At 74.4% G+C, this 13,591-nt stretch carries 6 protein-coding genes; 5 read left to right on the top strand and 1 reads right to left on the bottom strand.

Annotated features, from left to right (window positions below):
- Positions 1-150: 150 nt before the first annotated feature.
- Positions 151-1,329, top strand: a complete 1,179-nt coding sequence (gene moeZ / locus ACFTWP_RS16435) for an adenylyltransferase/sulfurtransferase MoeZ (RefSeq protein WP_380265222.1) — start codon at positions 151-153, stop codon at positions 1,327-1,329.
- Between the two features lie 129 nt (positions 1,330-1,458).
- Here the strand turns inward: moeZ and ACFTWP_RS16430 are convergent, their stop codons facing one another.
- Complete coding sequence (locus ACFTWP_RS16430; RefSeq protein WP_380265221.1) at positions 1,459-4,308, bottom strand: flippase-like domain-containing protein; 2,850 nt, start codon at positions 4,306-4,308, stop codon at positions 1,459-1,461.
- A gap of 134 nt (positions 4,309-4,442) precedes the next feature.
- Between ACFTWP_RS16430 and ACFTWP_RS16425 the strand changes: the two genes are divergently transcribed.
- From ACFTWP_RS16425 to ACFTWP_RS16410, 4 genes are all read left to right on the top strand, one after another.
- Positions 4,443-4,820, top strand: coding sequence for an MGMT family protein (locus tag ACFTWP_RS16425; RefSeq protein ID WP_380265220.1), 378 nt, complete (start codon positions 4,443-4,445; stop codon positions 4,818-4,820).
- Positions 4,821-5,168: 348 nt separating this feature from the next.
- Positions 5,169-8,897 carry an ATP-dependent helicase gene (locus tag ACFTWP_RS16420; RefSeq protein WP_380265219.1) on the top strand — a complete coding sequence of 1,243 codons (3,729 nt, stop codon included), beginning with the start codon at positions 5,169-5,171 and terminating at the stop codon, positions 8,895-8,897.
- 77 nt (positions 8,898-8,974) lie between these two features.
- On the top strand, positions 8,975-12,208 hold the full coding sequence (locus tag ACFTWP_RS16415) for a UvrD-helicase domain-containing protein (RefSeq protein WP_380265218.1): 3,234 nt from the start codon (positions 8,975-8,977) through the stop codon (positions 12,206-12,208).
- A gap of 191 nt (positions 12,209-12,399) precedes the next feature.
- On the top strand, positions 12,400-13,584 hold the full coding sequence (locus tag ACFTWP_RS16410; protein ID WP_380265217.1) for a PP2C family protein-serine/threonine phosphatase: 1,185 nt from the start codon (positions 12,400-12,402) through the stop codon (positions 13,582-13,584).
- Positions 13,585-13,591 lie beyond the last annotated feature (7 nt).

Below are 13,591 nucleotides of genomic sequence, written 5' to 3'. Positions count from 1 at the left end.
CATCCGGCGTTCCCTGTCTCGCCCATCGGACGAGCTGTCTCGGAATACAGGGGTGGCATGACACTGTTGGCCTAGCAATGCCACTGTTCGACGGCGCCGATCCATCCGGTCGGCGCGGCCGAACCTGAACTGACGACCATCGGAGTCACCGTGTCGCTGCCACCCCTGGTCGAGCCGGCCGCCGAGCTCACCGTCGACGAGGTCCGCAGGTACTCCCGCCACCTGATCATCCCCGACGTGGGCATGGCCGGGCAGAAGCGGCTGAAGAACGCCAAGGTGCTGTGCGTCGGCGCCGGCGGCCTCGGGTCCCCCGCACTGATGTACCTGGCCGCGGCCGGCGTGGGCACGCTCGGCATCGTCGAGTTCGACGTCGTCGAAGAGTCCAACCTGCAGCGCCAGATCATCCACGGTCAGTCCGACATCGGCCGCTCCAAGGGCGAGTCGGCGCGCGAGTCCGTGCTGGAGATCAACCCCTACGTCAACGTGATCCTCCACGAGGACCGCCTCGACAACTCCAACGTGATGGAGATCTTCTCCGGCTACGACCTGATCGTGGACGGCACGGACAACTTCGCCACCCGGTACCTGGTGAACGACGCCGCGGTGCTGCTCGGCAAGCCGTACGTGTGGGGCTCGATCTACCGCTTCGACGGCCAGGCCAGCGTGTTCTGGGCCGAGCACGGCCCCTGCTACCGCTGCCTCTACCCCGAGGCCCCGCCGGCGGGCATGGTCCCGTCCTGCTCCGAGGGCGGCGTGCTGGGCGTGCTCTGCGCGTCCATCGGCTCCATCCAGGTCACCGAGGCCATCAAGCTGCTGGCCGGCGTCGGCGAGCCGCTGGTCGGCCGGCTGATGATCTACGACGCCCTGGAGATGAACTACCGCCAGGTCAAGGTCCGCAAGGACCCGGACTGCGCGCTCTGCGGCGAGAACCCCACCGTCACCGAGCTGATCGACTACGAGGCCTTCTGCGGCGTCGTCTCCGAGGAGGCCCAGGAGGCCGCCGCCGGTTCGACGATCACCTCGAAGCAGCTCAAGCAGTGGCAGGACGACAAGGAGGACATCCTCCTGATCGACGTCCGCGAGCCCGGCGAGTACGAGATCGTCAACATCCCCGGCGCGGTGCTGATCCCGAAGAACGAGTTCCTCATGGGCAACGCCCTGGAGACGCTCCCGCAGGACAAGAAGATCGTGCTGCACTGCAAGTCGGGCGTCCGCTCGGCCGAGGTGCTGGCCGTGCTGAAGTCCGCGGGCTTCTCCGACGCCGTCCACCTCGGTGGCGGCATCCTCGGCTGGGTCAGCCAGATCGAGCCGCACAAGCCGGCCTACTAGCCGGACCGGGCCCGCGCCCCGCGAACGTTCGAAGGGCCGTCGGCCTCCTGGAACTCCAGGAGGCCGACGGCCCTTCGGTGTCTGCGTCGACCGGTGGTGGTGGCGCCCCGCGACCACCCGGGCCGGGGGTCAGAGCGCCCCCTTGCGCTGCAGGACGTTGTAGGCGATCCAGCCCGGCAGCACCGGCAGCCAGAAGGTCAGCGCCCGGTAGAGGAAGACGGCCGGGGTGGCCACCGCCGGCGGGACGCCCGCCACCGTCAGGGCGCCGATCAGCGCGAACTCCACCGGGCCGATGCCGCCCGGGGTGGGAATGGCCGACCCGGCCGCGTTGGCGGTCAGGAAGACCACGGCGACCGCGGAGAAGCTGATGTCCCCGCCGAAGGCCTGCACGGAGGCGTCCAGGCAGGCGGTGAAGCTCATGGTGAGCAGCAGGATGCCGCCGAAGCCGCTGAGCAGCTTGGTCGGCGTCTGCATCAGGTCGAGCATCCGCGGGACCACGCCGAAGAACAGCGAGCGGACCCGGGTCACCACGAAGCGCCGCAGCGGCCCGACGGCGGCGACCACCAGCGCCAGCACGGCGGCGGTCAGCACGCCGATGATCACCGCCCGGGAGGCGCTGAGATCGCCGTTGGTCTGGCTGCCGGTGATCAGGCCGAAGCTGAACAGCAGCAGCAGGTGCCCGGCCAGGCCGGCCAGCTGGGAGGCGCCGACGCTGGCGACCGCCTGGCCCGGCCGGATGCCGGACTTCTGCAGGTAGCGGGTGTTCAGCGCGATGCCGCCGATCGCGGCGGGCGCCACCAGCTTCACGAAGGAGCCGGCGACCTGGGCCGCGACGGTCCGCCGGAACGGCAGCCGCTCCGGCACGAACCCGGTCAGGCTCATCGAGGCGGCGACGTAGCTGAAGGCGGCGGCGGCCAGTGCCAGCGCGGCCCAGGCCCAGTTCATCTGGGAGAGCTTGAGCTGCGCGGGCTTGATGGTGGTCAGGGCCAGGTAGGCGGCGAAGGTGAGCGCGACGACCATGATGAGGGTCTTCGGCTTGAGCCGCTCCAGCTTGGCCGGCTCCATCGGGGCCTCGGGGGCGATCTGCAGGATCTGCCCGCGGATCCGGCTGAGGAGGTCCTCGCCCGCGACCGCGATGTCCTCCTCGGCCTGCTGCTGGGTGCGCTCGCCGGCGGCGACCTGCTCCAGGGCCCGGGCCTGGGCGGCGGCCTTGCGCTCCTTGCTGAGGCGCTTGAGGTCGATCCTGGTCGAGCGGCTCATCCCGACCGGCTGGAGCAGCGGCAGCGCGGCCGCCACCCGTTCCGGTCCCAGCACGTGGTTGGCGACGCTCACCGCCCGCTCCGGGCCGATCCGCAGGGCGAAGGTGGTGACCAGTTGGGCGACGTCGATGCGCAGCGTCAGGTCGCTCGCCGCGATGTCGCCGCCCGAGAGGTTGACCAGACAGGCGTTCTTGTCGTCCACCACCAGCAGCGACTCGCCGGTGAGCCGGCGGTGCGCGATCCGGCGCTCGTGCAGGGCGGCGACGGACTCCCACAGGGAGGCCATCACCTGGTCGGTGATCTCCTCGTCCGCGAGGTCGTCCAGCGGCCGGCCCTCGACGTTCTCGTAGACCAGGATCGCGGCGTCCGGGCCGAGCTCCGAGGTCGCCACCAGTTGCGGGGCCCGGGCGCCGGAGGCGGCCGCCGCGTACGCGATCAGCGCCTCCTGCTCCAGGGCCTGGCGTAGCGACTGGGGGCTGCGCCGGACGGCCACCGAGCGCAGCCGCAGCCGCCGCCAGGCCCGGTAGAAGAAGCCCGAGGCCTGCTGCTCCCGGTCGACGATGTGGACGTCCAGCGGCGGGCCGCTCTGCTGGGCCACGTGGTAGCGGCGGGTGCCGCCGGGGGCGTCGGGCGCGCGGTGGGCGCTGGCCGGGGTGAAGCCGACCTTGCGCAGGCCGATCATCAGGTGCTGGCCGGTCGGCCGGATGTTCGGCGAGCCGATGGCGTACAGCGTGCCGTAGGCGACGGACCAGCCGATCAGCACGGTCAGCAGCAGGGAGAGCGGAGTGGTGTACCCGCTGATCAGCTCGGTGGTGCCGCTGAGGATGACCACCACCCAGAGCGCCACCCGCCAGCGCGGCCGGCTCGACATGCCGACCGCGGTCATGTAGGCGATGACCGGCGCCAGGTAGCCGTGCACCGGATCGGTGAGGGTGCCGTGGCTGTCGGCCGGCAGCCTGGTGAGGGCGTCCCGGATGGTGTCCGAGGCACCCTCGGCCACCCACCAGTCGATGCCGAGCGACACCCCGTACGCCAGCACCGAGGCGAGGACGCCGTCGGCGACCCGCAGGCCGTCGCGTTTGATCAGGCGTTCGACGGCGAAGGCCAGCGGTACGGCCAGCACCGCGACGCTGGAGACCAGCCCGGCGATGGTCGACAGGACGGGGGAGATCCGCTCGGCGTTGGAGCTGATGTCGAGTTCGATGCCGCTGGTGGTCGAGGTGGCGACGCTGGCCAGGACGAACAGCGCGACGATCCCGAAGACCCCGGCGAGGAACCGGATCAGGTCGGAGGGGCGGTGGGCGCGGGCGGCCAGCAGCGGCTCGTCCACGTCCAGGTGGGGCGTCTCGTCGAGCGGGTCGGGCAGCGAGCCGGGCGGCGGGGCGGCCGGGGGGCCCGGCTGCGGGTCGATGGTGGGGAGCGGCCGGGTGGGTTCCGGTTCGACGTCCGGGAGCGGCTGGGTGGGCTCGGGCTCGGCTCCTGGGCCCGGCTCCGGGTGCTCCGTGGTCGGTGGTGCGAGGTCGTCCGGCACCTGGGCGGGCACCACCTGGGCCGGCCGTCCGGAACCGGTGGATTTCGCCGGCCGCGGGGTCTTGAACCGACCGTCCTTGATCAGGGACACTTCCGGCGGGGCGGCCGGCTGACTGCCGTGACCTGCGGACACGGCGGCGGTGGACTCGTCGGAGTCCTCGTCCACGCCCACGTCTGCCGTCCCCGTCATCTGGTCTTGTCCTCGTATCACCACTCACCGCCCCGAAGATGGTGGCATGCCGTGGCGTCCGGCGCTGGACAGGGGCCGGATCGGGCGCGGCGGACCGCCCCCGCGAGGCCCGCGAATCGCCCGGATGGGGAAGAATGCCGCAGGTGACGGACATCGGGAACGACGGCGAGGGCGCGTTGCCCCCGTTCGCGGAGCTGGTCCTCGATCTTACCGAGCGGATCCCGCCGGGGCGGGTGATGACGTACGGCGACATCGCCGAGTACCTGGGCGAGGGCGGACCCCGGCAGGTGGGCCGGGTGATGGCACTGTACGGCGGTGCGGTGCCCTGGTGGCGGGTGGTCCGCGCGGACGGCGCCCTGCTGCCCGGCCACGAGCAGCGGGCCCTGGCGCACTACCGGGACGAGGGGACCGCGCTGCGCAGCACCGGCGGCCGGGGGCCGGCCCGGGGCTCGCGGGCCGCGGAGGACCTGCCCAGGGTGGATCTGAAGCTGGCCCGCTGGGACGGGCGGTAGGAACGCGGGGTGCCCGAGGTCGGAGGCCACGCCGGACATTCTTCGCTCCGGCGGGTCGGGCATCGGCCCGGGCGGGCGCGTCCGGTGACGAGCGCGCCCCCACCTTCGCCGAACCGGGTGCGCGGTAGGGAATGACGGGGCAGGATCGTAGGCTCGATACGGGCGGGCCCCGAACGGGCCCGTCCCGCTGTTGCCCGCACCGGGTCCGGCAGCCGGTCCGCCCCGGGCCCGGCCCGCCCCGGCCCACCGGAGACTTCGCAGGCCGGGGCCCCGGACGGCCCCCGCCGAACGGCGTGACCGCGACCGCGACCAGCCCCCGCCCGACCGCAGCCCGACCCCAGGACGTTCGTGACCTCCCCCTACCGCTTGGTGCGCAACCCGCTCGCTCAGCCCGCCCCGCCCGTCCTGGACTCGTACCAGCAGGCGGTGGCCGAGCATGCCGGCGGCCCGCTGCTGGTGCTCGCCGGGCCGGGGACGGGCAAGACCACCACGCTGGTGGAGGCGGTGGTCCGGCGGATCGAACAGGGCACCGACCCCGAACGCATCCTGGTGCTGACCTTCAGCCGCAAGGCCGCGATGGAGCTGCGCGACCGGATGTCCGCCCGGGTCGGCACCGGCGGGGCCGCACCGCAGGCGACGACCTTCCACTCCTTCTGCTACGCCCTGCTCCGCGCCCACCAGGATCCGGAGGCCTACGCCGAGCCGCTGCGGCTGCTCTCCGGCCCCGAGCAGGACGTGATGGTCCGCGAGCTGCTGGCCGGCGACGCCGAGGACGCCCGGCTCGGCGCCGGCCGGATCAGCTGGCCGCTCGACCTGCGGGCCTGCCTGACCACCCGCGGCTTCGCCGACGAGGTCCGCGCGGTGCTCGCCCGCAGCCGCGAGCTGGGCCTCGGCGAGGCCGAGCTCAGGCGCTTCGCCGACGGCGTGCAGCGACCCGACTGGGCGGCCGCCGCGCACTTCCTCGCCGACTACCTGGACGTCCTGGACCTGCGCGGCGTGCTCGACTACGCCGAGCTCGTGCACCGGGCGGTGCTGCTCGCCGAACGTCCCGAGGTGGGGGACGAGCTGCGCCGGCGCTACGACGTGGTGTTCGTCGACGAGTACCAGGACACCGACCCCTCCCAGGTGCGGCTGCTGCGGCAACTGGCGGGCGGCGGTCGCGACCTGGTCGCGGTCGGCGACCCGGACCAGTCCATCTACGCGTTCCGCGGCGCCGACATCAACGGCATCCTGGACTTCCCGCAGGACTTCCCGAAGGCGGACGGCAGGCCCGCCGACGTCCTGGTGCTGCGGGTCTCCCGGCGTTCCGGGGCCGTGCTGCTGGCCGCCTCCCGGGAGCTGGCCCGCCGGATGCCGATGGGCCGGCTGCCCGCCGACAAGCTCGCCCAGCACCGCGCCCTGCTGCCCTCCCGCGAGGGCGGCCGGGTCGAGGTGTACACCTACGCCACCCCCGGCACCGAGCTGGACAGCGTCGCCGACCTGCTGCGCCGGGCGCACCTGGAGGACGGGGTGCCGTGGGGCGAGATGGCCGTGCTGGTACGGGCCGGCGGACGCTCGATCCCGGGTGTCCGGCGCGCCCTGAGCGCGGCCGGCGTGCCGCTGGAGATCGACGGCGACGACCTCCCGCTGCGCGAGGAGCCGGCCGTGGTGCCGCTGCTGCTCGCCCTGCGGGTCTGCGCCGAGCAGGCCGCGCTGGAGAGGCACGGCCGCCGGTACGGGCCGGCCGGGGCCGAGGAGGGCACCCGGGCCGGTGACGAGCCCGGTGACGAGCCCGGTGACGAGCCCGGTGACGAGCCCGGTGACGAGCCCGGCGATGCCGGCCTCTTCGACGACGACGCCTTCTTCGACGACGAGGCCCTCTTCGACGACGGCGCCTTCTCGGACGACGGCGCCTTGTTTGACGACGCTGCTTTCTTGGACGACGCAGCGGGTCCGTACGACGACGCCTTCCCCCACGACGAGGCCGCTCCCCACGACGAAGCCGCTCCCCACGACGACGGCGACGACCACCGTGGGTCCGCTCAGGCCCGGGTACCCGCGCCCCGCGCGGAGGCCACGGCCGAGGAGCGGGCCGCCCGCCCCGCCGGGCCGCCCGCCCCCGGTCGGTCCGCCGCGGACCCGCTCACCGCCGATCTCGCCCGGACCCTGCTCACCGGCCCGCTCGGCGGCATGGACGGCTCCGACCTGCGCCGGCTCGGCCGGGCCCTGCGCGAGGAGGAGCGGCAGGCCCTGCGGGCCGCCGGCCGTGAGCGGCCCGGCCGCCCGGCCGCCGCCACCGTCCGCCCCGCCGAGGAGCTGATCCGCGAGGCCCTCGCCGAGCCCGAGCGGTTGGTGGCGATGGACCCGGCGTACGCCCGCCGGGCCCGGGACCTCGGCATCCTGCTGCGCAAGGTCCGCGAGCTGCTGGCCGGCGGCGGCACCGCCGAGGAGGCGCTCTGGGCGCTCTGGGACGGCAGCCGGCGCTGGCGCGAGCGGTTGGAGCGGGCCGCCCTGCGCGGCGGCGCCGGAGGCCGCAACGCCGACCGCGACCTGGACGCGCTCTGCGCCCTGTTCGAGACCGCCGCCCGCGCCGAGGAGCAGGTCACCGGCCATCGCAGCGCCCTGGACCTGCTCGCCGAGCTGGAGGCGCAGGACATCGCCGCGGACACCCTGACCGTCCGCGCGGTGCGCCCCGACGCCGTCCGGCTGATGACCGCGCACCGCTCCAAGGGCCTGGAGTGGCGGGTGGTCGTGGTCGCCGGCGTCCAGGACGGCCTCTGGCCCGACCTGCGCCGCCGCGGCTCGCTGCTGGAGGCCGACCGGATCGGCCGCGACGGCCTCGCCGAGCCGCTCACCCCGGCGGCCCTGCTGGGCGAGGAGCGCCGGCTCTTCTACGTGGCCGCGACCCGGGCGAAGGAGCGGCTGATCGTCACCGCCGTCAAGGCTCCGGCCGAGGACGGCGACGAGCCGTCCCGGTTCCTGCGCGAGCTGTACCGCGAGGAGCTCGATCCCCGGACCGGCCGGGTGCTGCGGCGGACCCCGCAGGTCGTGGTGGAGGACGTCACGCACCGTCCGCGCCGTCCGCTGTCGGTGCCCGCGCTGGTCGCCGAACTGCGCGCGGTCACCGTCGACCCGCACCGCTCCCCGGAGCTGCGGCGGGCCGCAGCCGAGCGGCTCGCCCGGCTGGCCGCGGCGGCGGACGAGGACGGCCTGCCGCTGGTGCCGGTGGCGCACCCCGACCGCTGGTGGGGCCTGGAGGACGCCACCGAGGCGCCCGACCCGCTGCGCCGGCCCGACGTGCCGGTGCGGCTCTCCGGCAGCGGCCTGGAGCAGCTGGAGAACTGCTCCCTGCAGTGGTTCCTGGACAAGGAGGTCCAGGCGCGCACCTCCAGCTCCGCCGCCCAGGGCTTCGGCAACGTGGTGCACGCGCTCACCGACGAGGTCGGCTCCGGCCGCACGCCCGCCGACCTCGCCGTGCTGATGGAACGCCTGGACACGGTCTGGGACGCGCTGGCGTTCGACGCCCCCTGGAAGTCCCACCAGGAGAAGCACGAGGCCAGGGCGGCCCTGGAGCGGTTCCTGAACTGGCACGTCCTGGAGCGCGGGCGCAGCACCGTCGCCACCGAGCACGGCTTCGACGTCACCCTGGAGGTCGGGGGCGTGGCCGTGCAGATCCGCGGTTCGATGGACCGGATCGAGAAGGACGCGGCCGGGCGCGCGTACGTGGTGGACTTCAAGACCGGCAAGCAGATACCCACCGAGAAGTCGCTGCCCGAGCACAAGCAGCTCGCCGTCTACCAGCTGGCGGTGCGCGCGGGCGCGCTCAACGAGCTGCCCGGCTTCGAGGAGGGCCCGCCGCTGTCCGGCGGCGCCGAGCTGGTGCACCTGCGGGCCGCCGACAAGGCCCTGCCGGACGGCCCGAAGGTCCAGCGGCAGGGGCCGCCCGAGGGCGAGCCGTGGATCGAGAACCTGCTCGCCGACGCCGCCGGCCGGGTCCTCGCCGAGCGGTTCGTGCCCGCCACCGGCACCGGCTGCGACCGCTGCTCGTTCCGCCGCAGCTGCTCGGCGCAGCGCGACGGCGCGCAGCTGATCGAATAGCGGGCCGGCCGGCCGCCGGGGCCGCCGCGGCCGGGCGGGCGGCGCCCGCTGTCCGCCGCGCCGGTTAGCGTGGGGGCGTGAACGCCGTGCTCGACCACCCCGACCAGCTCAAGGAGCTGCTCGGCATCCCCTTCAACCCGGAGCAGATGCGGGCCATCGGCGCGCCCCTGGAGCCGGCCGTGATCGTGGCCGGTGCGGGCTCCGGCAAGACCACCGTGATGGCGGCCCGGGTGGTCTGGCTGGTCGGCTCCGGCGCGGTGCGCCCGGAGGAGGTGCTCGGTCTCACCTTCACCAACAAGGCGGCCGGGGAGCTGTCCGAGCGCGTCCGCACGGCGTTGTACAGCGCGCGCATCGTGGAGCCGGCCGGCGTCGGCGGCCCGGGCGAGGAGCCGCTCGGGCTGCCCGAGATCTCCACGTACCACGCCTTCGCCGGGCGGTTGCTCAAGGAGCACGGGCTGCGGATCGGCATCGAGCCGGAGGTCCGGCTGCTCGCCGACGCCACCCGGTTCCAGCTGGCGGCCAAGGTGCTGCGCTCGGAGCGCGGCCCGTTCCCCGCGCTGACCGGCACCTTCTCGGCGCTGGTCGCCGACCTGATCGCGCTGGACGGCGAGCTGGCCGAGCACCTCGCCGAGCCGGCGGACCTGCGCGCCTGGGACGAGGCGCTGCTCGACACGCTGGCCGGGGTGAAGCTGACCAACGACGACCTGCGGGCCGTCCCGGTCGCCGCGCGGGCCCGCCAGGAGCTGCTCCGGCTGGTCGAGGAGTACCGGCGGCGCAAGCGCGCGGCCGGTCTGATGGACTTCGGCGACCAGATCGCCGCCGCCGCCCGGCTGGCCCAGCAGCGGCCCGAGGTGGGCGCGGTGCTCCGCGGGCAGTTCCGGGTGGTGCTGCTGGACGAGTACCAGGACACCTCGGTGGCCCAGCGCCTGATGCTGGCCGGGCTCTTCGGCCGGGGGCCGGCGGGCGCTCCCGGCGAGGGCGGTCACCCGGTCACCGCGGTCGGCGACCCCTGCCAGGCGATCTACGGCTGGCGGGGCGCCTCGGTGGCCAACCTGGACGACTTCCCGGTGCACTTCCCCCGGCGTGACGGCACCCCGGCGGCCCGCTACTCGCTGAGCGAGAACCGCCGCAGCGGCGGCCGGCTGCTGGCCTTCGCCAACGAGCTGGCGGCGCCGCTGCGGGCCATGCACGAGGGCGTCGAGGCGCTGCGTCCGGCGCCCGGCGCGGAACTCGACGGCTTCGTACGGGCCGCGCTGCTGCCCACCCACGCCGAGGAGATCGCCTGGCTGGCCGACTCGATCGCGCACCTGGTGCGCACCGGTACGGCGCCCGGGCGGATCGCGGTGCTCTGCCGGGGCGGCGCGGCCTTCCCGGACATCCACGCGGCGCTGGTGGCCCGGGAGGTCCCGGTGGAGGTGGTGGGCCTGGGCGGGCTGCTGCAACTGCCGGAGGTCGCCGACCTGGTCGCCGTCTGCGAGGTGCTGCAGGATCCGACGGCGAACGCCGCGCTGGTGCGGCTGCTGATCGGCCCGCGCTGGCGGATCGGCCCGCGGGACCTGGCGCTGCTCGGCCGCCGCGCCGCCGACCTGGTCCGCACCGGCCGCCCGGAGGGGGTGGATCCGCTGGCGGCGGCGGTCGCCGACACCGATCCGACCGAGGTGGTCTCGCTCGCCGACGCGCTGGAGAGCTTCCTGGACGCCGAGCAGCCCGACGAGCTGGCCTTCTCGCCGCAGGCCCGGGTCCGTTTCGCCCGCCTCGCGCGGGAGATCCGTGAGCTGCGCCGTTCGCTGGCCGACCCGCTGATGGACGTCCTGCACCGGGTGCTGACCGTCACCGGCCTGGAGGTCGAGCTGTCCGCCTCGCCGCTCGCCCTGGCGGCCCGGCGGCGCGAGACGCTGCACGCCTTCCTGGACGTCGCGGCCGGTTTCGCCGATCTCGACGGGGACCCGGGCCTGTCGGCCTTCCTGGGGTTCCTGCGGGCCGCCCAGGAGTACGAGCGGGGTCTGGACAGCAGCCTCCCCGGGGGCGAGGACACCGTGAAGGTGCTCACCGTCCACAAGTCCAAGGGCCTGGAGTGGGACGTGGTCGCGGTGCCCGGCCTGGTCCGCGGCAGCTTCCCGTCCGCCACCGCCCGCGAGCGCTGGACCAGCACCAAACGGGTGCTGCCGCACGCCCTGCGCGGTGACGCGGCGACCCTGCCGGACGTGCGGGGCGACTGGACGGGCAAGGCGATGACGGCCTTCAAGAACGCCATGTCGGTGCACGCCGCGACCGAGGAACTGCGCCTGGGCTACGTCGCGTTCACCCGCCCGCGCGGGCTGCTGCTCGCCTCGGGCCACTGGTGGGGGCCGAGTCAGAAGCGTCCGCGCGGCCCGTCGGAGTTCCTGCTGGAGCTGCGCCGGCACTGCGAGCGTCCGGGCGACGGCGAGATCGAGCACTGGGCCGAGCAGCCGCTGCCGGACGCCGAGAACCCGGCGCTGGCCGACGCGCTGGAGCTGCCCTGGCCGCTGCCGCTGGACCCGCAGGCGCAGAGCGCCCGGCGCCGGGTCGCCGAGGTGGTGCGCCGCCGGCTGGCCGGGCACCCCGCGCCGGAGCCGGAGCGGATGGCACCGGAGGACCGGCGCCGCACCGACTCCTGGGACCGCGACCTGGACGCGCTGCTCGGCGAGTTGGAGCGCTCCCGGCGCAGCGTCCGGGACGTCCCGCTGCCGGCCGCGCTGTCGGCGACCCAGCTGATGCGGCTGGCCGCCGACCCGGACGGCTTCGCCCGCGACCTCGCCCGGCCGATGCCCAGGCCGCCGCAGCCGGCCGCCCGCCGGGGCACCCGGTTCCACGCCTGGGTGCAGGCCAGGATCGAGCCGCTGCTGCTGGTCGAGCCGGGCGCACTGCCGGGCACCGACGACGACGGCATCGAGGACGAGCGCGACCTGGAGCGGCTCAAGGAGGCGTTCCTGCGTACGCCGTACGCGCACCGGACCCCGCACCGGGTGGAGGCGCCGTTCCAGCTGGTGCTGGCGGGCCGGGTGGTGCGCGGCCGGATCGACGCGGTGTACCGCAGTGATGACGGTGAGTCAGGAGCGGCGGGAGCGTCACGCTACGAAGTGGTGGACTGGAAGACCAATCGGGAGGAGACTGCCGATCCGCTCCAACTGGCCGTCTACCGGGTGGCCTGGGCCGAACAGGCCCGGGTGCCGGTGGAGCAGGTCACGGCTTCCTTCCTGTACGTCCGGAGCGGGCGGATCGAACAACCGGTAGGACTTCCTGGCCGAAAAGAGTTGGAACGGCTCCTGATCGGGAACAGTGAAGAATGAGTCACAGAGAGCATCCAAGTCGTCACACGATCACGCGAAACCTGTGCTCCCCGCGCGTTTCGCGCCTATTGTGGGGTCGGTAACCGGTCACCTCGTACTCCGGCCGCCAGCAAGGCCCCTTCCTCCTGACCCTCAGTCATCACCGCAGGTGCCCTCCGGGGCGCCGGCACCTTCTGCTGGAGAGACCGAAGTTGAGCGCGACCGGATGGATCAGAGAGCGCTTCGCGGGGCCGACCCCGGGGGCTGCTCCGGGCGGTACCGGCACCTGGCCGAGGACGGCGCTCGCGCTGCCGTTCATCGGCATGGCGCTGGTGGTCGCCCTCAACTACTTCACCGACACCGGCGTGACGGTCGAACCGGCCCTCACCGCCGTCCCCGCGCTGGCCGCCGTGGTCAGCCGTCGCACCTGGTACCCGCTGCTCATCGGGCTCTGCACCGAGGCCGCGGCCTTCCTGATGGCCCTCTCCAGCGACTCGCTCGGCGAGTCCGTGCACAGCGCCACCGTCTTCGCCATCGTCCTGGTCGCCGCCATCGGCTGGGTCAGTGCGACCCTGCGACTGCGTCAGGAGAAGGCCCTGGCCGACGCCCAGCTGGTCGCCGAGGTCGCCCGCCGGGTGCTGCTGCGACCCGTCCCCGACCGGGTCGGCAGCGTCCGGGCGGCCGTCCACTACGCGGCGGCCGCCGCGCACGCCAGGATCGGCGGCGACCTCTACGAGCTGGTCAACACCCGGCACGGCGTCCGGGCGGTGGTCGGTGACGTCCGGGGCAAGGGGCTGAACGCCGTCGAGACGGCCGCCGCCGTGCTCGGCGCCTTCCGGGAGGCCGCCCACCAGGAGCCCGCGCTGGACAAGGTGGCCGGCTGGCTGGCCGTCAGCCTCGACCGGGCGCTGCACGAGAACGACCACACCGGGGTGGAGGAGGAGTTCGTCACGCTCGTCCTGATCGGGGTGGCGCCGGACGGCGCCACCGAGATCGCCAACTGCGGCCACCCCTCGCCGCTGCTGCTGCGCGAGGGCGAGGGGGTCTCCGTGCTGGGGCTGGAGGAGACCGTCCCGCCGCTCGGCGTGCTCGACCCCGCGGACGTCCGCCCGCCGGTGCAGCGGGTCCGGCTGAGCCCCGGCGACCGGGTCCTGCTCTTCACCGACGGCGTGGTCGAGGCCCGCGACCGCGCCGGTGTCTTCTACCCGCTGGCCGAGCGCCTGCCGGAGCGCGCCCGGGGCAACCCGGCGGAGGTGCTGCACCGGGTGCACGAGGACGTGGTGCGCCACGTCGGCCGGCAGCTCGGCGACGACGCGGCGATGCTGCTGCTGCAGTACGACCCGGCCCCGGCCACCGCGCTGCTGCCGCAGCAGAACGGGCAGCTGGCACACCGTTAGAGCCGGT

The organism is Kitasatospora sp. NPDC057015, assembly GCF_042673745.1.
Classification (GTDB): domain Bacteria; phylum Actinomycetota; class Actinomycetes; order Streptomycetales; family Streptomycetaceae; genus Kitasatospora.
Note: the sequence above shows the minus strand (reverse complement) of the source record. Positions and strands in the feature narration are given on the sequence as shown.